The organism is Paenibacillus sp. LHD-117, from assembly GCF_030929555.1.
Classification (GTDB): domain Bacteria; phylum Bacillota; class Bacilli; order Paenibacillales; family Paenibacillaceae; genus Pristimantibacillus.
In genome coordinates this window covers 46,911-66,724 of the sequence record NZ_JAVFVT010000029.1, presented here as the reverse complement: position 1 = coordinate 66,724, position 19,814 = coordinate 46,911, and the positions used below count along the sequence as shown (strand labels likewise).

16 protein-coding genes are annotated in these 19,814 nt (G+C 52.3%); 4 read left to right on the top strand and 12 right to left on the bottom strand.

Features of this window, described 5'->3' with window-relative positions:
* Positions 1-22: 22 nt before the first annotated feature.
* Complete coding sequence (locus RB620_RS21120) at positions 23-304, bottom strand: hypothetical protein (protein WP_308097757.1); 282 nt, start codon at positions 302-304, stop codon at positions 23-25.
* Positions 305-386: 82 nt separating this feature from the next.
* Here RB620_RS21120 and RB620_RS30395 point away from each other — a divergent pair, with 82 nt between their 5' ends.
* Together RB620_RS30395 and RB620_RS21115 are read left to right on the top strand one after the other, a co-directional pair.
* Positions 387-770, top strand: coding sequence for a recombinase zinc ribbon domain-containing protein (locus RB620_RS30395; RefSeq protein WP_374121443.1), 384 nt, complete (start codon positions 387-389; stop codon positions 768-770).
* 201 nt (positions 771-971) lie between these two features.
* A complete protein-coding gene (locus RB620_RS21115) occupies positions 972-1,205 on the top strand; it encodes a hypothetical protein (protein WP_308097755.1) in 234 nt (77 codons plus the stop codon).
* 354 nt (positions 1,206-1,559) lie between these two features.
* Here RB620_RS21115 and RB620_RS21110 read toward each other — a convergent pair whose 3' ends face one another.
* From RB620_RS21110 to RB620_RS21095, 4 genes are all read right to left on the bottom strand, one after another.
* The gene (locus tag RB620_RS21110; protein ID WP_308097753.1) at positions 1,560-6,215 is read right to left on the bottom strand and encodes an NACHT domain-containing protein; all 4,656 of its coding nucleotides are present in this window, start codon (positions 6,213-6,215) and stop codon (positions 1,560-1,562) included.
* 245 nt (positions 6,216-6,460) lie between these two features.
* Positions 6,461-6,940, bottom strand: coding sequence for a 23S rRNA (pseudouridine(1915)-N(3))-methyltransferase RlmH (gene rlmH, locus RB620_RS21105; RefSeq protein ID WP_308097751.1), 480 nt, complete (start codon positions 6,938-6,940; stop codon positions 6,461-6,463).
* A gap of 214 nt (positions 6,941-7,154) precedes the next feature.
* Positions 7,155-7,322, bottom strand: a complete 168-nt coding sequence (locus tag RB620_RS21100) for a CxxH/CxxC protein (RefSeq protein WP_116048375.1) — start codon at positions 7,320-7,322, stop codon at positions 7,155-7,157.
* Between the two features lie 158 nt (positions 7,323-7,480).
* Complete coding sequence (locus RB620_RS21095) at positions 7,481-8,104, bottom strand: TetR/AcrR family transcriptional regulator (RefSeq protein ID WP_308097748.1); 624 nt, start codon at positions 8,102-8,104, stop codon at positions 7,481-7,483.
* 201 nt (positions 8,105-8,305) lie between these two features.
* On the opposite strand from RB620_RS21095, the gene RB620_RS21090 reads away from it, so the two are divergent.
* The gene (locus tag RB620_RS21090) at positions 8,306-9,064 is read left to right on the top strand and encodes an SDR family oxidoreductase (RefSeq protein WP_308097746.1); all 759 of its coding nucleotides are present in this window, start codon (positions 8,306-8,308) and stop codon (positions 9,062-9,064) included.
* 543 nt (positions 9,065-9,607) lie between these two features.
* On the opposite strand, the gene RB620_RS21085 is transcribed toward RB620_RS21090, so the two are convergent.
* Positions 9,608-11,047, bottom strand: coding sequence for a S1C family serine protease (locus RB620_RS21085; RefSeq protein ID WP_308097744.1), 1,440 nt, complete (start codon positions 11,045-11,047; stop codon positions 9,608-9,610).
* Positions 11,048-11,280: 233 nt separating this feature from the next.
* Here RB620_RS21085 and RB620_RS21080 point away from each other — a divergent pair, with 233 nt between their 5' ends.
* Positions 11,281-11,502, top strand: a complete 222-nt coding sequence (locus RB620_RS21080; RefSeq protein ID WP_308097741.1) for a hypothetical protein — start codon at positions 11,281-11,283, stop codon at positions 11,500-11,502.
* Here the strand turns inward: RB620_RS21080 and RB620_RS21075 are convergent.
* From RB620_RS21075 to RB620_RS21050, 6 genes are all read right to left on the bottom strand, one after another.
* Complete coding sequence (locus RB620_RS21075) at positions 11,429-12,277, bottom strand: MBL fold metallo-hydrolase (protein WP_308097805.1); 849 nt, start codon at positions 12,275-12,277, stop codon at positions 11,429-11,431. The two genes, RB620_RS21080 and RB620_RS21075, sit on opposite strands and share 74 nt — an antisense overlap.
* Positions 12,278-12,921: 644 nt before the next feature.
* Complete coding sequence (yycI, locus tag RB620_RS21070; protein ID WP_308097740.1) at positions 12,922-13,686, bottom strand: two-component system regulatory protein YycI; 765 nt, start codon at positions 13,684-13,686, stop codon at positions 12,922-12,924.
* Between the two features lie 139 nt (positions 13,687-13,825).
* Complete coding sequence (locus tag RB620_RS21065; RefSeq protein WP_308097738.1) at positions 13,826-15,394, bottom strand: YycH family regulatory protein; 1,569 nt, start codon at positions 15,392-15,394, stop codon at positions 13,826-13,828.
* Entirely contained in the window at positions 15,391-17,241 is a 1,851-nt protein-coding gene (walK, locus tag RB620_RS21060) for a cell wall metabolism sensor histidine kinase WalK (protein WP_308097737.1), read from the bottom strand. The genes RB620_RS21065 and walK overlap by 4 nt, the downstream gene beginning before the upstream one ends.
* Positions 17,238-17,996 (bottom strand): response regulator YycF, encoded by a 759-nt coding sequence (gene yycF, locus RB620_RS21055; RefSeq protein ID WP_308097735.1) that lies wholly within the window; start codon positions 17,994-17,996, stop codon positions 17,238-17,240. The genes walK and yycF overlap by 4 nt, the downstream gene beginning before the upstream one ends.
* A gap of 219 nt (positions 17,997-18,215) precedes the next feature.
* On the bottom strand, positions 18,216-19,808 hold the full coding sequence (locus tag RB620_RS21050; RefSeq protein WP_308097733.1) for a M23 family metallopeptidase: 1,593 nt from the start codon (positions 19,806-19,808) through the stop codon (positions 18,216-18,218).
* Positions 19,809-19,814: the final 6 nt, after the last annotated feature.

The window sequence follows — 19,814 nt, the reverse complement described above, 5'->3', positions numbered from 1 at the left end:
TGTAATAGACTTATATAGTGCTCTAACGCCTAAGCTTCTTTTTATTACACAATAAATGGTCCTGCGGCTTTGAAAAGTAGTAGCCCGAGATATCCTTTAGCGCTGGATCGCTGGCGAGAGCCACGATATTCGTCGCGGACTGCACAGGCGTAATCCCGAAGAGGTTATGCATCACGCCTCCGATCGCTCTGGCAAAACCGGGCTGATAGCTATAGATGCCGGTATCGCAAACCAGACCCGCAACAGCGCCATTAATGGCCGGGCCGCTCGGATGTTCAGTCGCATACATCTGTTCATAGAGCACGCACGCTGACTAATGCTGTGATATGCCGATCAGGTACAGGTGATTCAAATCGGTATATCCGAGAAATTGTCGGAACCGCTCGATCCACGATGCGTTATGGGAGAAAGTCCAGTTCCTCAACCAGAAGAAGTCGTTCACGCCGTCCCGCATCTTTAACGGTGAGTTCCTGCTGTCCGGGTTAATCCGCTGTCCGAAGTGTGGCGCGGCGATGGTTGCCAGCCGGAGCAAGACAAAGACTGGAGAAAGCGTGAATCGCCTGTACTACTCGTGCGGAGCATTTCGAAGCAAGGGAAGCAGCGTGTGCTCTGCCAATAGCATTCAGAAGCAAGCAGCCGAAGACGAAATAATGAAACGATTAGCAAAGGTGCTGTCCGAGAAGCGCATTCTAACGGCCATCGTGGACAGAATAAACCACAAACTAACGACTCGAACAATACCCGCTCCAGTCGGAGCTAACGCACATTAGAAGCCAATTAGAACAGGCTGTAAACAAAAAACAACGCACCTTGATTTATTCGAGCAAGGGAACCTTGATAAATCGTTCTTCACCGAGAGAATGCAGGAGATTCAAGCCGAGATTACCAATCTTCATACGGAGAAGTCCCGGTTGGAGTTGGAGCTAACCGAAGATAATACGTCTCCTGTCGCTGTCGAGCAGGTGCATTAGTTGATACATGGGTTCCATCAGGTACTGACCACTGCACCGTTTGAACACCGAAAAACGTTGTTGCACCTGTTCATCAAACGAATCACGCTGAACGCGAGTAAGAAGATCGAGACAATTGAATTGAGCTTCGATGAGAACGTGGATTCCTTCTTCTCGTCTCCTTCTGTAGCGGCGGGGGATTCCCTTCAGCGAAAACAAGTGCGAAAGCGGGAGAAAATCGAGATCGCCATCTGAATTTCGAATTTTATGAAAACACTTTCGCAATTACTCGCCTAACGATTATGAGGTGAGCAGTTTTTCAACGCGGAATATGGCAAGAGAAAAGGACAATACACAGTATAAAGAAAACCGTGACGAAAAGGAGAACGCCTGTGATGGGCGTTCTCCTTTGTGATGGCTTGGTGGAACTGGCGTGGGCTGTAACGTTATTTTGGCGAAGGCTAGTCTCTCTGTCTACATCGCCGCAACTTTGATGATGAAGGTGGAACGAAAACTGGGGGTTCTTTTTAATTACTCCGATGGCTTGCGTTCCTCAAGATTCCCTAAACACCCATTCAATATAATTGTGCTCTAATTAGGAGCTAGTGTTCAAGGCCTTCCATTTACAATCTCTTTAATCAGTGAGAGATGGAACGTTCCTAGGTGTTCATACGCTACCCATACGCGATCATGTTCAATAAAGAAATCGCTATGTTTCTCCCTCACCTTAGGTGACGGCTCCCGTAGCATACGAATAACCCAGATCATACGGTATTCATGCTGAGCCAATGCATTATCCAAGATATTTCTACTTGCAAAAAGCAACTCCTGATGATTGCGGTACTGGCTTCCTGCTATACTGTAGAATGATACAACATTCATGTTCTGGTCCCAATAACGCCATCCATCTCCATCTGCAACTTGCACCATGTCTCGGATGATTTTTGATGGAAGTGTAAAAGTGAATTCTCGCTCTTCTACCGAACTATGCGTTACTTCCGATACGCATTTACATACTTCGTACTCTTTCAAGTCCTGCTCATTAACGCTAAAAACATGGAATGAACTGTACAAATCCTCTATCCAATGCATCCAGCTTAAAGCCGCTGGATTCATGTAGGTATCCGTACGGGGGGAAGAATGTAACTGGTCGATTGAATTGGACAAATTATCAATTAGTAGACTGGACTTCTCGTGAAGATCCTGTATGAATAAAGGAAAATCCGTCTCCTTGATAATGCAACTCTTCATCCAAACAAGAGAGTCCGATAATGTATTCGGTTCCGTCAGAGTTGTCTGGTTGCTTAAACAAACCCAGCTTCCAGTCAAATCTCCAGAAACAACGGTCATTTCACCCTCTTGTGAGTAGATCCAACGCTTAAAATCTGGAATAGGAGCATTTCTAATCCAATAAGTGATTGTATCGGGCTTGTCATCGTCACTTTCAGACAATGAAGGTGACAAATCGTCAGGGATAAACCATCCTGTGCCTCCTCGAACTTCATCAGGTGATTGGCTCGACAATTCTTGAACGGGATTTGGGACGTCAAGTAAACTACTGTAGTCCGACACCCATACTTTTTCTTTACCGTCATCACCATAGGCGTAATGTGGCAACCGATCCGCTAGGTAACCTAACATTTCATGCACGGCGCACCAAACATATTTCTCACTAAAGGGCATAACCTTGCTGCGACTTCCATGAGTAGCCTGATGATACTGACGAATGATCGAGATATCCGCTCCAAGTATCTCCCCTACTTTTCCTCCGTTTGGCTTGCCGATGAACAGTTCGCGGGTCCATCCCATTCGATCTAAGTAAGCTGAAGCACTCGCAAGTGCAAACTGATGCGGCGTCAGCTTGGATAGTCCCGCATTGATGGCATGTCGTTTGAGGAATTCTTTCGCTAGTCTAGAATATCGGTCACGGTCAGCGCTGACTATCTCTTCATTATTGTCTTCTGTTTGACTACGATTCTCCAAATTTTCTAATGCACTATTTAGCCAGGAATCTATATCATCTTCAGCTTCATGAACTTCATTCTCGTTAATGTCATTATCTTGGAACACATTGGGTAACTCGAAGTTCCTGTGAAACTTCAACTGAAATTGTTCATGTTGCCTATACTTTTCTTCTCTTTGGGACAGTTCCTTTTCAATTTCTTGTTTGACCGATATGTCCTGCGTGTGACCGAACAGTTTCAATAATAATGATTTAGGTGCTCGTTCTATTTGTGTGAGAGGTTGACCTGACTCTTTTTCATCATCAATTTGGAAGAAATCTTCATATCCTTTCTTGATCACATACCATGACAAATCACCATCTATCGGTTCAAAACCATTGCGACCTGCTGAAGCCGCCTTCGGATTAAGCATCATGAATTCTGTGGCAGGAGAATACGGTGGGCGAGCTATCTGTATTTCTTCTTCAGAGATTGCTCCATATACCATTGCACGTTCCGCTATTGCGCGGCCGGCAAATCGAACAACAGCATTCATGTTACTTTGTATCCGGTCTTTATGAAAGATCGTATTCAATGCCCATTCCGCCAATGCTTTTAAGGCAATACGTTCATGAGCTAGACGGCTTGCTACTCCGTAAGCGCAGCATACGAGATCTTCTTTCATTTGCGGGTCATTCGTTTCAAATGTCAGTTCAAGCAGTTCAGTAAACTCAATCGGATTTTGAATCCCCCACCTCGTCAATTTTTTTCTTCCATTATTTCGGATTGTATTGTCCGTATTCGTGAGATTCCATGCATAAAGAAGCGGTAAACCCCAGTGGAGATCATCGGGAAATAAATCATATTCCTCAATGGAGCAAATACACGCGCCATGCCCCTCCCAGCTATAATCCCCTTGACCCGGAACATATTCGGGCAAAGACCAGAACAAATCACGCTCTGCTGGAGTTTTAAATGCTAGCAAAGCATCGTGAAGTAACATCGGACCAAGAGGATGATTAGGCACACGCGCTACTCTTCCAATCAGTTCATTTACGATTCGCCTACTCAAAGGCATCGACTTAACGAGCATTTCCTTGGTTTTTTCCACGTAAGGCACTGTTTTATCTGCCGAAACGTTAGCTAGAGCAAAAAGTTGGATGTCAAATAGATTTGATCTTTTCCAACCTATTTGTTGAGTGACTAAAGTATTGTGGTCCTGCAGCAACATGATCGCTACCATTTGTTGCGCGCCAACCCGCTTGAAAAAGATATCAGGAATGGATACTTGGCCATTTTGACTGAAATCCTCAACAAGTTTGACTGCAAGTAAGTAATCCATTAACGGCTGTGTAGCTACCTCATATCGAACAGTTGCCGGTATTAATGGATTCGTCTGCTCGGCTATTTCATACAGCAAACCGTACTTCGTCAAAAAATCAATCATGTGTAACGCGGCACTCGCATTCATTGCACCGTTAGGCACACTGTCCAATATGAGTGAGGATAACACAGACCGTTCTATACTGCTGTGTTCAAGTAAATGTTTTACGATAGACAACAATGCACGCAAAACTAACTGGTCCTTTGTATTCCATAAAGCGCCAAGACTCCTCCCTATTTCTTCATCAACCTGCCTAATTTTCCCTGCAAGTAGATGAGATATCGTGGTGGAAACGCCATCTTGTTTATGAAGCGTTTGATTACAGTACTGATCACAGAATAAACGTAGAGCGAGGGGGGTTTTCAAACTCCATCTCAGCCATGCAAAGTATTCCTTCTCCTCAAAGCGGATATGATACGCCTGTAAATATCGTTCGAACAAGTCGCCGACCCGCAGGTCTCCTTCTGCGGAGAGATGAATAGGTGTTAGCCCGTGCAAAGTAGCGGAAGAAAACACATATGGTCTGCTGGCAACTACAACACGAATACGTGAAAAGCGTTCTGTAATGATTTGCAATTCGCGTATTCTTTCATGCCAATGATCCCACGGAATCGACTCATCGAGCCCGTCTATACACATAAGGATCTTAGTAGGCACAAACTCATGATTTGCATCCGTACCTCTCGCATTCTTAACATCACATCTGAATGCGCAGGCTTCCAACGCTCTCCATGTTTCTTCCTCTGTCCAAGATTCTGATAATCCTACAGAGTCCGCCAAAATAGAACGCCATGTACGACTTGCAGTATACGATTTCGCCTGTATGATAAACCCCGGATTGTTACCCAATTCGACGTGTTCCTCTATTGCATTGGCAACACCGTGGGTCTTCCCTGTTCCTGGCTCCCCCAAGAACGCATACATTTTCTGGCTTATTAAGTTTTTGATTTGTAGCATGTGCTCTTCTATCTCAAGCTCCGCTAATTGAGTTATTGCTCTCGTAATGTCAGATTTGTTAATGGATGTTAATGAGCGGATCGGAATGTTGTCCAACAGTTCTAAAGTTCGGCCCAGATTTGGACGTTTTGAAAGCGAGAATTCCTTGGGTTCGGTACCATACTGACAACTCTCCACTAGTTGCACTAAATTTGGCTCTACTCGAGACAAGTACTGATCAATTATAACAAGCTCTGCAGTCAATTCTTTTAGTTGAAAAAATGCAATTGCATGAGTGATTTCCTTCTTGATAAATTGTACGGACTCCAAATTGCGTTTTAACAATCGCATCCATTCATCGTATCGCGAGCGATCCGGCAAAATGTTCTTCATTTCGTCATGAATTCGCCCTTGTCCATGCAAAGATGGAATATATTTGGGCTGTAGCCACCCCGCTTTTGCTTTTAGAAACTGAAACTTCATCGATTCGACCGAAAGCTCTTCCTGCTCGAACCAATAACGCCGAATCCCCCCCGTTACATCAAGTTGGAGTTCTTCACGCAATTTAGATTCGTGCCACAGGATAATCTCCAAGTTAGGATACTCGACATGCATTTCCTTAATAAATGAAGCCCAACGGGTATCTTCGGAATTCGTTGTTCTTGCAGTCGAGGAGGCCAAGTCTCTAGGTATGCATACAATATACCTCTGCAATGTTGGACGTACGGTCATGGCAGTTCTTACCGAATTGCGAATTTGGCCGATTTCTCTCGCTTCAATAGCGTTTAAGAACCATTTTGATTGAATTCCCACGAATGAACCGTCATCTAACTTTGCATACGCCTCGACCCCACCATCCCCACCAGATCCATTCACGATTGCGAAAGAGATGATACGGTCAATATATTCACGCTTACAATATAAATCAAATAGTTGATTACAGAATGCTTCGAATGCCCCCGTAGGTGCTTCTCCGTGTGATTGAAATGCAGCCCAGTTCATGTTCCTCCCTCACTTCCATAGAATTATTAATATCATTTATGTTGCAGTTTTTTCGCCGTCTCCATGCCTTCCAAAATACCCAAAAGCATATAATAATTATATCACGCGTTTGGAAAACATTGTCGATTCTGTCGTACAAAAATCCCCCTAGAGAAGGGCTCCAGGGGGATTTACGTATCTATATAGCACCTTTCTCCAGCACTTCTATGGACCTTTAGCTCTCTCTAACAATCCTATTTTAGCCGTCACTTATGGTATGGTTCCCCCCGATTTATCTTCACCGCCCGATAAATCTGCTCCACCAGCACCAGCCGCATCAGCTGATGCGGCAAGGTCATGCGCCCGAAGCTGAGCTTCTGCTGGGCGCGCTTCAAGACGGCAGGAGCGAGGCCCGTGCTCCCGCCAATGACGAAAGCCACGTGGCTGCGCCCGTACGTGGCCAGCTTATCGAGCTGGTCCGCGAGATCCTCGCTGGACCAGAGCTCGCCGCCGATCGCGAGCGCCACGACGTGGGCGTCCGGCTTCAGCTGCGCCAGAAGCCGCTCCCCCTCCCGCTCGCGCACCTGCGCTTCCTCCGCCGGACTCATCGTCTCCGGCGCTTTCTCGTCGGGCACTTCCGTGAGCGTCAGCTTCACGTAAGGCCCGAGACGTTTGGCATATTCGGCGATGCCTTGCACCAAATATTTTTCCTTGAGCTTGCCTACGGCAGCAATCTGTATATGCAATGAAAGCACGTCCCTTATAAGCATAGTACCGCCTCACGCATCCCATCGCCCGCGTGAATCGTTAGTCCCAGCATAGCAGATTTTGTCCAAAATCGTAAAAGGATCCGCGGTTATTTACCCACCAATCATAAGAAAAGCTGCCTTCTCCCCTCCGGAACCGAAGTTCCCGGCGGGAGGCGGCAGCCTCTTGTCGTTTTCCCCTTGCCTTACTATCCTATACCACCAAAAAAGCCGCAGCCTCTTCGCAGAAGTCGCACTTCCGCGGCGGGTCCCAATCGGCGAACTGCGTCTCCTTCAGGTCGACCACGTCCGGCGCATCCTCGTATTCGTCCACGAATCTCTCCAATGCTTTCTCGATACACGGTTTGCATACACAATACATGATTCACATTCCTATTCATCGTTAGTATCAGTACCAGATGATGTTTCTATTCCCAGCATACCAGAACTTGTCCGCGCCTGTGAAGACCGTAATTCCGTCCATCTTCTACTAGCTATTCCCCAACGCGGTCCATCCGATTTTATCCGAACCAAAAATGTTTACTTCCCCTTGCCCTTTCGCTCCGCCTCTCCTCGCCGCACCGTTTTCGCCGCCGTCGGCCGCCAGTGAATGAGCTGCACCAGCTGATCCTGCATATAGGCAGGCGTGTACGCAAAACCGCCTTCGATCCAGTGGAATACGAGTCCCATGAGCGCATGCAGGCTGTACACCATCCGCAGCTCCGGATTGATCGTCGTGTCGGCCTCCGGGTAAACCAAGTCCTCGGCGGAGATTCGCCGAATCGCGCTGAACATCTTTTCCTTGATGATCGGCAGCGTATCGCCCCGGAACAATGTCGAATACACTTCCCTCCGCGCGAAAATATGTTCGAAGATCGTTACCGACTGCGCCCCCAGCTCGTCCACGCGGAAAATCTCCACATGCTCGTATGGCTCGCGGAACGACGCGATCAGCTCGTCGATCAACTCAGAGATCACTTCTGCGAGCAGAGCATCCTTATTCTCGAAATGCGAATAAAACGTCCCGCGATTATAATTCGCCGTCTCCACGATTTCCGTGATGGAGATCGCGGAGAAGCTTTTCCTCTCCATCAGCGACAACAGCGCTTCCTTCAGCGCCGCCTTGCTTCGCGCGACGCGGCGATCGTTTTCCTTTTGTGCCAATCCGCTCCCGCCTTTCCAGTATTACATACCCAACAAACATGCCTCATCTGTCTATTATCGTACAAATGAAAGCGTTTTATATATTGTTGCCTTCGCTTAATTTCATTATAGTAAACGTAACACCTGTTATGTAATGTACAAGTGTTGAAAATTTAAAATCACCATCATGACCATACTAATCCCTTAGAGGAGGAATCATTCATGAAATTGACAGGCAAAGTCGCAATCGTCACGGGCGCGGCATCCGGCATGGGCAAAGCGATTGCCCAATTGTTCGCCGCGGAAGGCGCGAAGGTCGTCGTATCCGACCTTAACGTGGACAACGCATCGAAAGTCGTTGACGAAATTACGTCGAACGGCGGTACCGCTCTCGCGATTGCCGCTAACGTTGCGAAAGAAGATGACGTGCAGCGTCTCGTCGACGCCACCGTTGCCGAATACGGCACGCTCGATATTCTGATCAACAACGCGGGTATCATGGACAACTTCGTACCGGCCGGCGACCTGACGGACGAGCTATGGGAACGCGTCTTCGCCGTGAATACGACGGGACCGATGAGAACGATCCGCAAGTCGCTTCCGATCTTCCTCGAGAAGAACGGCGGCGTTATCGTGAACATCGCATCCGCAGGCGGCCTGAACGGCTCGAGAGCGGGCGCGGCTTATACCGCTGCCAAACACGCCGTAGTCGGCCTCACGAAGAACGTCGGCTTCCAATACGCGCCGAAGGGCATCCGCTGCAACGCGATCGCACCGGGCGGCGTCGAGACGAACATCGCCGCATCCATGACAGCACCGAATCCGTTCGGAGCGGAACGCGCCATGATCGGCATGCAGTTGAACCCGCGGGTCGGCAAACCTGAAGAAATCGCGAAGGTCGCGCTGTTCCTCGCTTCCGACGATGCCAGCTTCGTGAATGGCACCGTCGTGACGGCCGACGCAGGTTGGACGGCTTACTAAGCCGAACACTAGTAGTTCGATTCAGAATTACCGTTACTACTCTACATTTGCCATACAGCCCATGATCTGAACACGATGGCAACCGTTTGAGATGGCTAACGGCGGCCACAGTCGTTATTTGGTCCAAATCGATTGATTAGAAATTCTAACGGAGCTGGAGGTCGCTATTGGCTATCAAACAGTGCCATTTCCCTAGAAATCCGAGCAATAAGCGCGCGTAGCTCCGTTAGATTTTAGAATGAGGCATGAAAGGCAAAATAACGGCTGTGCGCTCCGTTAGCCATCTTTTCAGTTCGGCATACAGTTTGAAGGATCGTCGAAGTCGCGATGGTTACGGAATTTCAGGATCGTTCTACTCGGCTTCGCTTGCCTTGAACTCGACCCTAAAAACAAGAAGGCTGCCGCTTCCAAGCTGGATGATTCCTCATCCTCGCTTGGAGGCGGCAGCCTCTTTTCTAACTGCGGGGCTCGATCGCGGTTGTGCCACAAGTATTCCCCAGTATTCCGCGGCATTCCGCGCGTATTCCGTCGTGTTACCCCGTCCTACTCTTCCGCTTCGTTCTCGCCCAGCTTAAACTTCGCTTTCTTCAGCTCGCCGTCCCGGTAGTAGGATACTTCGATGTTATCGCCGATCTTCTTCTGGCTATAGAGGTACTTGCGCAGCTCCATGGTGCTGCCGATCGCGTGACCGTCCAGTTCGACGATGACATCGTTGAACTGCAAGCCCGCCTTCAGCGCCGGACCTACCGCTTCCAGGACGATCACCCCGGATAATACGTCATCCGGCAGATTGAGCTCTTCGGCCGCTGCTGCAGCATCATCGGACTTATCTTCTTCCGTAGGCGCTCCATCGCCGCTGCCTTCCGAAGAATCTTCTTCGGAGCCGCCCGCACCAGGTTCCACCTCGGCGGAGCCTGAACCTTCTCCGTCCTCGCCGAACAGATCGCCTAGATCGTCCATGTCCATGTTCTGCTGTTGCCAGTACTGCTCCAGATCAAGCGTATAGACGCCAAGGTACGGCCGCGAGACGTAGCCTTGGTCCATCAGCTCTTCCAGGACCGGCATCGCTTTGTTGATCGGAATCGCGTAGCCGATGCTCTCGACGCCGAAGTCCGCGATCTTCATGCTGTTGATGCCGACGACATGGCCGTTCATGTCGATCAGCGGTCCGCCGCTGTTGCCCTGGTTAATCGCGGCGTCGACCCGGATCACTTCCTGCTCCCAGTCGATGACGCCGTTCTGATTCAGCGATACAGGCACAACTTCTTCGATGACGCTCACGACGCCCATCGTGATGGATTCGCCCATGCCGAGCGGGTTGCCGATCGCCATCACGAATTCCGCCTTGCGCAGCGCGGAGGAATCGCCGATTTCCGCTACCGTGTCGATGCCTTTATCGTCGATCGCCAGCACGGCCAGATCGGTAATTTGGTCCATGCCAACGACGCTCGCTTCCCGCACTTCACCGTTCGTCAGCACCGCCCGTACCTTCTGCGCGCCCGCCACGACGTGGTAGTTGGTGACGATATAGGCTTTGCCGTCCTTCTTCTTGATGATGACGCCGGAGCCGACGCCCGCTTCGCGCAGAACGCCTTCGCCCTCCTTCGCCTCATCGCCTTCGAGCGGCTCGCTTCCGAGCCCGAGCCCGAACAGCTGCTCGTTGATGATGCTGACGACGGCCGGACTGACCTTCGCCGCGGCGTTGATGGCCCGCTCCGATGGATCGCCCGTCGTGACGAGACCGCTTGGCGTCGAGCCGCCTTTGCCGCTTGCCGTCGAATCACCGCCGAAGCCGCCGAAGATCGCCCCGAACAGCAGCGTCGCCGCTACCGCGCTCGTGAAGGATGAGATGAACGCGATCCGTACATTCGACCACTTGCGCTCACCGCTTTTGTATATGAACCTGGTATCTTCCCGCCTGCTCTGCCTGACGGTTCGCTTGGACACCTTGGTGGAATAAAAATCGTCGTCGAAAATGCTCATCGGAATCGCTCCTCTCCTTGGAACCGAACCATATCTCTTTTTTTGTAATCTAGGAATGTTTTCGGAAGAAATGACTAAAATAATAATAGATTAGAAGCAGCGACAACAACATTTTTTAAAATATAGGAAAGTATAAGTATTCTCCATACTTAGCCCATATTTCTCGGAATGAAACGAACCGCACCGCCAAAGAACGGCGACAGCCGTTTCACCTTACACAAGGAGAGATGTCGATGAAACAGAACACGCCCGCCGCCTGGGAACAGGTGCAGCTTGCGGCCAAGCTGGCCGACCTGAAGGAGGACCATTACCGCACGGTGCTTACGCTCAGCGCGATGCTCGAGCTGTTTATCGACAAGGGCCTGCTGTCGCGCGAAGAGCTTACCGCCAAGGCGGAGCAGCTGGACGAGCAACTGGAGAGTCTGATTTCCGCTTCACTTCATCCCATGGCGTAGGCCGGTCGTGATACGTATGGCGCAGCGGAAACTCCTCTTGCTTATAAAATATTCCGTGGTTCTCCAATATAGAATTGACCGTGAGCATCGCCAAATCCATTTGATTGTGGTCGAGGCTGAGGTGCGCGAGATAGACGCGTTTCGTCCGGTCGGTCATCAGCTCGATCAGCGCTTCGCCCGCCGCGACGTTCGACAGATGGCCCACGTCGCTTAAGATGCGGCGCTTGATGTTCCACGGGTAACGGCCCATCCGGAGCATCTCGGTATCATGGTTCGATTCCAGCACCAGTACATCCGAATCGATGATTTGGCGCTTCACCTTCTCGCTGACATAGCCAAGATCCGTCGCCAAGCTCAGCTTCTCGTCGTCTTCTTCGAAGCAGTAGCCGACCGGCTCCGCCGCGTCATGCGAGATCGGATACGACTGCACCTGCATCGAGCCGAAGCAAAGCGCTTCGCCCGACTCCATGAACACCCGCTTCTCCGGGGCGATCGTCCCGATGTGGCGCTCCATGGCGCCCCAGGTCGCTTCGTTCGCGTAGATCGGAAGCTCGTACTTCCGCGCGAACGCGCCCAATCCTTTGATGTGGTCGGAATGCTCGTGCGTCACGAACAACGCGTCGATCTCGTGACCGCCGATTCCCCGCTCGCGCATCAACTCTTCCAGCTTCTTCATGCTCAGCCCGGCATCGACCAGCATCGTTTTATCGTTCCCCTGCACAATGGTGGCATTACCCGTCGAGCCGCTCCCCAATACCGTAAACCGAAGTCCCAAACCGTCCAATCCCTTCTCCTGCTACCCATTCGGCAACACCCATTGTCACGCCCGGTCGCCAACGATACGAACGAACGCCATTTCCCTATTAACCTATTACAATCGCAATGAAGCTTTTAAGTATAAACAACCGTCTATGAATACATAAATTCTATTCGTCTGGAGCGGAAAAGGACTCTACTCTATCTAACCATGTCAAGCCCCGCCGCATCCATACAAACTTATTCCCAATTGCACAATCAGCCCCGGCGCAGTCTGGTTCGCGATAACCATTTAACGGACTGAGCGAACGCTATTTGACCAAAATAACAGTCGCCGGACTTCTAACGGACTCACGTGACCTTATTAGCCCCGATTTGGGCGTACCGCTCCTCAAAGAACACGAATAAGAGCACCTGGGTCCGTTAGAAAAGCAAAACGAGCCTTTTCAATGAAATAACGTCCTGTCAGTCCGTTACGCACACTCCCGCACCTGCAGCACCTCTTCGCGACTCAATTGCATCCCATACCCGCTGCACCCGCCAGGCATCAGATTTACTTGCATCTCGCCTTGCTCTTTCTCATTTCGTTTCGCGGCTCAATTGCATACCTCACCTGCAGCAACTCACCATGCCTCGCATTTTACTTGCAATTCGCCCTTGCCGCTACCCGCCTGCTTTCCCGCCGCCCGCTTCCGCATCGTCCGTGCCGTCCGTCGCCACTTCGCCGCTGATCGCGTGCACGTAATACACTTTGCCGTCCTCGAGCATGACGCGCCAGGATGGGGCCGACACCTGTTTCTCCGAGTCGAAAATTTGGCCATGGTAGCCGAGCTGAATATCCGTAATGACGGAGCCTTCCTTCAAATACGTCTCGATCAGGCTGGCCACGATCTTCGCCGCGGGCAGTACCTGCTTTGCCTCGCCCCTGCCGATCAGCTCCACTCGGTCCTGCAGGAAGCCGGTTATTTTGAGATTGCTGTTGTACAGCTCCAGCTTCGCGTTGAACATCGGGCGGCCGTCGACCATCCGATGGAGAACGAACACGCCTTCCCTGCTGTTATGCAGGTCGTACGCATAATGCTCCAGCTCCGGCACCTCGCTGCCGAGCGCCTTGATCAACTCTTCCTTGTTAATAAACATAAGCGAGCTGTCGATCGGCGTCTCCAGCTGCGTCGGGCCAGACTTCTGATGGACATCGGAGTGGAGCAGATACGTCAGGTCGCCCAGCTTCGGCGTGTCGGAAGGCAGGTTGGCCGAGAGCGTAATCCGCTTCTGCTGCATTAGCAGCACTTTATCCTGCGGCAGCTCCGCCGAGTTTACGTTCGCGTTCAGCTGCTCCCGAATATCGCTCCATAGCTGATAACCAAGCAACACGTTCAGCATTAAGAACGAGATGATCAACACGCTTTTCGCTCTGCCCCAATCCAATCCCATCACCTCCTATATCGATACGCTTTCTTGCGCCATTGCCAAGGTGAAACGGCTGTCGACGTCCTTAGAGGCGCGGCGCGTTTCATTCCGAGAAATATAAGCTCTGTATAGAGAAAACTTATACTTTCTTATATTTTTATAAATCGCCTGCACTGCCGAAACGTTCGACTACCGCGCCGGTTAATCCCGAGCCCAGCCTCGTGTCGACAGAAGCGGTATTCCCGCTGCCGCTTTCGGTCGTGTCCAGACCTGTCTGATTCTCTGTGGTTTCGCCGCTTGCGCCGCCTACAGCCGTTTCCTCCCCGGTTTGACCCTCGGCGGTTTCGCCGCCTTCGCCGTCCCCGCCGCTAGCGGGATCGTTCCCGACGTTGCCTCCGCTCGCCGGCGTCTCAACTGGAGGGGTATAGCCTGCCGGATAAGCCTCGGCCAGCACCTCCTCGGTGCCGTCGGACAGCCTTACCGCCCATACGGGCTCGAAGCTCAGCCGCTTGTTCTCCATCGGTATTGCCTTCAGCGCCGGGAACATGGCGGACACTTCCCCGCGCCGCGCATACCGCTGCAGCCGCTCTTCCAGCGCTTCGCCTCCGGGCAGCCACCGCACCGTCCGCGACTCCGACTGTTCCCCGAGCGTAATAAGCGACCTGGAATATTCGGTCACGTCGCCTTGCTGAAGCGTCAGCTGGATATAACCGTACTTGAACGGACCGTCGATCATGACCGGGTATTGCTCCAAATATTTACGGAACGTCACTAGCTTCGCCTCTTCATCCGCCGCGGAGCCGATCAGCGCATGCACGCCATCCCAGCCGCCGTTCTGATTCACGAAGTCGACCGAAGCGTACACATTCTCGCTCAGCATCACTTCATTGCTTTGCGTCGCGGCCGGATTCGTGTAGTTAATCCATAGGCCGTTCTGCTCGACCTTCAATCCGCGCTTCCCATCTGTGAAGATCTGTGCGCCGCTTCGGTCGACGATGGCCCTCGTCGTGCTCGGATCGAAGAACAAGCTGCGCTGCATCTGCTCCGGCGAATACATCTCGTAAGGGAACACCATTTCCTTCGCTTGCAGCGGCTCCTTCGGCACGTACAGTCCGTCATCCGTCATCCGGTAATTCGGCAGATGCTGCCCGAAACCGACGTAATCCTGTACGTCGCGGACGGTCAAGTCCGCGCGCACCGATTCGTAGACGATGCCGTCTTCGCTGCTGAAGAAGAACGTACGGATCTCTTCCGTCTCCGTCGTCTTGAAGATCCAGATGCGGTCGATTTTATCGTTCAGGAACAGCAGATCGCCCTCCAGCTTCAGCAGCTTCTGCAGCAGGTCGACGGCTATCCCGTTGCCGAACCGAAGCTCGATCCCGATATCGTTCTTCCGCACTTCGTTCCAATCGAGCAGCGTGATCGGGCCCCGCTGGAACCCCTTGAACTCGCGGCCCATCAGCCGCTGTTCGAGAATCATTTCGTAGAATTGCGTGTTCGGATAGATGACCGTATGTTTGTCGCCGCCCATATGGATGATCAATTCCTCGGGGAAAATCGTATTCTCCACATGGGAGGAGGTCCCGAGCGGCTCCGCGTTCACGTAATCCTGATCGCTTCTTACCGTCGCTCCTAGGCCAGGCATGCTATAGGCAAGCAAGTAGCTCTGCAATAAGCTGAGCGCGACAAGCGCAATCAATACGCCCGTCTTCATTCGTTCCATCATTCGAGCTCGCCTCCTTCCTTCAGCAGAGGAAGCGTGAACGTAACCGTCGTTCCCTCATTCAGCTCCGAATATAGCGCAATCGTCCCTCCATGCGCCTTCACGATTTCCCGGGCAATCGACAGGCCTAGACCCGTGCCGCCCATATTGCGGGATCTCGCTTTGTCGACGCGGTAGAATCTGTCGAAGATACGCGTCAGATCCTTCTTCGGAATGCCGATGCCGGTATCCTTCACGCTGATCTCAAGCGAGGAGGCATCCGCCGTTCGCCGCGCCGTCAAGCCAATTCGCCCGCCGTCCAGCGTATATTTGATCGCATTCGACATTAAGTTGTCGAGCACTTGGTCGATCTGGTCACGGTCAAGCCACGCGTTCTTCAGTCCCCGCTCCACGCCGACGGTTGCCGAGATCGACTTCTGCCGCAGCTGGAAGGAGAACCGGTCCGCCACCTCGTCCAGCATCTCCAGAATATTCGTTTGTCTGCGGCGAAGCGGCGCTTGGTTCGAATCGAGACGGGACAGATGGAGCAGATCCGTCACGAGCCGAATCATCCGCTCGGTCTCGTTGCTGATAACGCCCACGAATCTCGTCGACAGCTCCCGCTCCTCCAGCGCGCCGTCTCCCAGCGCCTCGGCATAACTTTTGATCGTCGTCAGCGGCGTGCGAAGCTCATGCGAGACGTTCGCGACGAATTGGCGGCGGGATTGCTCCAGCTTCTCCTGCTCCGTTACGTCTTGCAGAACCGCGATCGTACCCGTGATGCCCTTGTCCCTCCGGTGGATTGGCGTAAACGTCACCTTCAGCATGAAGCCTGCGACATCGCCCGCATCGCCGCCTTCATGCGGCTCCCGCGTCAGCAGAATCGTCTGTCCGCGGCCTTGCTCCAGCTCGGACAGCTTGTCCTGCGAGAGGCCGAGCAGCTCCGACAGCTGCGCCCCTTGGAACGTCTCCACCTCCAGCAGCTCCAGCGCGCGGCGGTTCCAGACGATAATGACGCCCCGTTCGTCCGCCGCCACGACGCCGTCGCTCATGTTGGACAAGACGGAGACAAGCTTCTCGTTCTCTTCTTCGTTGACCGAGAGCGCTTCCTTCAGCCGGATCGTCATGTCGTTGAACGCCATGCTGAGCCGTCCGATCTCGTCGTCGCCGTGCACCGGCGCCTTGAGATCGAATCGGCCGTCCGCGACGGCCTCCGCCTGGCGCGTTAAGCCTTGAATCGGATTCGTAATCGTATGCGCGAGCAATATGCCGAGCACGCCCGTGAGACCAAGCGCGATCAGCGTACCGGAGAAGAAGATTTGGTTGACCCGGTTCACCGTGACATACAGCTCCGTCATGGAAGCCACGACGTATACCGCCCCGACCACCTTGTCGTTATGCGTGACGGGCAGCGCGATCATCTTCTTGCGCGTATTGTCTTCATCGATAATTTCCTCTTCGTTGTCCGGAATATTCTGGAGCGCGCGGCTAACCGCAAGCGACTTGTTCTTCTGCCCGATATACGACTGATGGACCTGAAGCGAAGTCGCGACGACTTTCCCGTTCGCATCGAGCACCTGAACTTCGGCGCCGCTGATGCTGAACAGGTTGCGCACCACCAGATTCAGGTCCTCTGTCGTGTTGTCGGGGGAGTCGCCGTCGCCCTCTTGATTCGGAAGCAGGCTCTGCGCGGCGAATTCTGCCAGAATGTTGGCCTGCTCCTTCAAGTTATTCGTAAAGCTCGTATTAAGCGAATTCTTCACCGTGCTGATGAAATAAACGCCGATAAGCTGCATCGCCACGAGGATCAGCAGCAAATAAATAATGACCAGCTTAACCTGAATCGTCCGGAAGAAGCTTCGACCCTTCATCCGTACCCGAAACCTCCCGACTTCGGATTACGCATCATATACCCGAGACCGCGCCTCGTCATAATGTATTCCGGACGGCTGGGATCATCCTCGATCTTCTCGCGCAGACGCCTGATCGTCACGTCGACCGTACGCACGTCGCCGAAGTATTCGAACCCCCATACCGCCTGAAGCAAATGCTCGCGCGTCATGACCTTGCCGCTGTTGCGCGCCATGTAATGAACGAGCTCGAATTCGCGATGCGTCAGGTCGAGCGGTTCACCGTTCTTGTAGACGACATACATGTCCGTATCGATGAACAGGTTGAACAGCTTAAGCCCCTGCTGCTCCGCATGCGGGTCCTGGGCGGTTTCCTCCGCCGCCGCTCCAATCTCGGGCAGCTGGGCGCTCTTCGTCTGGCGTCGCAAATGGGCCTTCACGCGGGCAAGCAGCTCCCTCGTGCTGAACGGCTTCGTCACGTAATCGTCAGCCCCAAGCTCCAGTCCGAGCACCTTGTCGATTTCCGTGTCCTTCGCCGTCAACATAATGATTGGCATGTTCAGCTTCGAGCGCACCTCGCGGCACACGTCCATACCGTCCTTCACGGGCAGCATCAAGTCGAGCAGGATAAGATCCGGCTGCTCCTCGAACGCTAGCCTCACCGCTTCACCGCCGTCGAAGGCGCAGATCACCTGATGCCCTTCCTTCTCCAGATTAAACTTCAATATATCCGCAATCGGCTGTTCGTCATCGACCACCAAAATTTTACCGTGCATCGTTACACCGCCCGTCGCTAGTCCAATTGGTTTTCTTTTATCTTAACATACGACGGGGCCGCATTCACAATGAAATTGCCTTCGGGCTGGAAATTAGAGCGATGTCATCCTTAATCTCCCTCGCAACTATCCCCTGCCGATCCACGTCTAAAATAAAAGAAGCACCTCGGGAAATCATCCCTAGATGCTTCAAATATAAGCCAATTGGATAATCGTAAATTATAAGTACTTCAGGGGATTCTGCATGACGCCGTTTTTGTGTACTTCGAAATGGAGATGCGTCCCCGTGGAATTGCCCGTATTGCCCATTACTCCGATGCTATCGCCCTTCTCGACCTTGTCGCCTTTGCTCACCTTGTAGGAGCTCAGATGGCCGTAGACCGTCTTATAGCCGTTCTGGTGGTTAATAATAATGCATTTGCCAAGGCCTTCCTTGGTGCCGACGAATTCGACGATGCCGTTGTCCGCAGCCTTGATCGTCTTGCCGCCGATCATGTCGATGCCGTTGTGGCTGCGGCCCCAACGGGAACCGAACTTGCTCGTCAGGCGGGCGCCGGATACCGGCCAGCTGAACCGTCCCGTACCTTCGCCGAGAACGACCATCGTTCCCTTCTCGATTACGGTAGTGACCGGTTCCTTCAGCACTTCCTTGTTCACCAGCTCTTCCGTGACGACGTAACCGTTCTCCTTCTCGATGCGATAGGTTAAACGTTGTTCGCCTTCGACGCCTTGCGTGATCGTCTTCGACTCGCCGACTCTCATCTTGGCGTTCTTCACGTATTCGACGGGAGCGGCGATCTTCTCCAGCTCCACTAGATTCTCGGTCGTTAGAACCGTCAGCTCCGGCAGCAATACCGTCAGATCCAGCTCGTCGCCGATCGTAATTTTGTCGTCCTTGATCCAAGAATTGTTCTGGCGGATGAAGTCGGAGGTAATCCCGAACTTCTGCGCAATGCAGCCGACGCAGTCGCCTTCCTGCACGACGTATTTCGTCGGCTTCGTGCTGCCCGTCACGATCTTCTTGTAGATCGCTTCGGCGTCGGCAATCTTCGAAGGATCCGTTTCGACCTCCGCGATTTCGACTTCTTCCACGAATTCGACATCTGTGACGACACGGCCTGGTTTCGTCAGATCGGGCGCGGACTTCGATTCCGCACTCTCGGACTTTCCGTTATTGTCATACGACAACGTCGTGACCGTCTTGCCTTCCTTCTTCGACGCCGCGGCCAGCTCCGGCGCGTACTTGCTCTGTACCCGGGCCAGGATGCTATCGGCGGTTGCCTGGTCCTTCACGATGCCGATCACGTTGCCGTCGATAACGACTTCCACGCCGACGGCATGTGAAGTGACTTGGCTCGCCAGCTTCACCAGCGTAGCTTCCGTCTCGGGGACGGCCTTGAATGCTTGGTCACTTGCGTATGTAATCTCGCCAGTGTCTAGCTCCATGTTCACTTCTGGGTTTGCTTGCTGGACCTCTTGCGTCTTCGACGCGATCCATTGTTCGACTTCCTCTTGCGTGCCTACCGTTCCTACTTCAACGCCGTCCATATATACGTGATAGAATTCGAATGTGTTCCGTTCTACGTACTGCGAGTATTGCTGGTAACCGATAATGCCGGCTGCCGTAAGCAGAATCGCCGCTCCACCGATCAGTTGAATCGATTTCTTCCGCCAGAATGGGGTAGAAACGACCACGTCAGCGGCATGCTGTTCGGTCTTGCTGTCCAAGCCTTGTGAGCCTATATGTCGAAAGTACCGGGTTGCTTGTTCCCATGCCTTCTTCATACGACTCATGTCCCTGAAACCGGTCATGATAGT

Bases quoted from the DNA above. Each gene is read 5' to 3' on its own strand.
- yycF (WP_308097735.1), bottom strand. From the start codon at position 17,996: ATGCACGGTAAAATTTTGGTGGTCGATGACGAACAGCCGATTGCGGAT.
- RB620_RS21050 (WP_308097733.1), bottom strand. From the start codon at position 19,808: ATGACCGGTTTCAGGGACATGAGTCGTATGAAGAAGGCATGGGAACAA.
- RB620_RS21065 (WP_308097738.1), bottom strand. From the start codon at position 15,394: ATGATGGAACGAATGAAGACGGGCGTATTGATTGCGCTTGTCGCGCTC.
- RB620_RS21100 (WP_116048375.1), bottom strand. From the start codon at position 7,322: ATGTATTGTGTATGCAAACCGTGTATCGAGAAAGCATTGGAGAGATTC.
- RB620_RS21085 (WP_308097744.1), bottom strand. From the start codon at position 11,047: ATGAGCATTTTCGACGACGATTTTTATTCCACCAAGGTGTCCAAGCGA.
- RB620_RS21090 (WP_308097746.1), top strand. From the start codon at position 8,306: ATGAAATTGACAGGCAAAGTCGCAATCGTCACGGGCGCGGCATCCGGC.
- RB620_RS21110 (WP_308097753.1), bottom strand. From the start codon at position 6,215: ATGAACTGGGCTGCATTTCAATCACACGGAGAAGCACCTACGGGGGCA.
- walK (WP_308097737.1), bottom strand. From the start codon at position 17,241: ATGAAGGGTCGAAGCTTCTTCCGGACGATTCAGGTTAAGCTGGTCATT.
- RB620_RS21080 (WP_308097741.1), top strand. From the start codon at position 11,281: ATGAAACAGAACACGCCCGCCGCCTGGGAACAGGTGCAGCTTGCGGCC.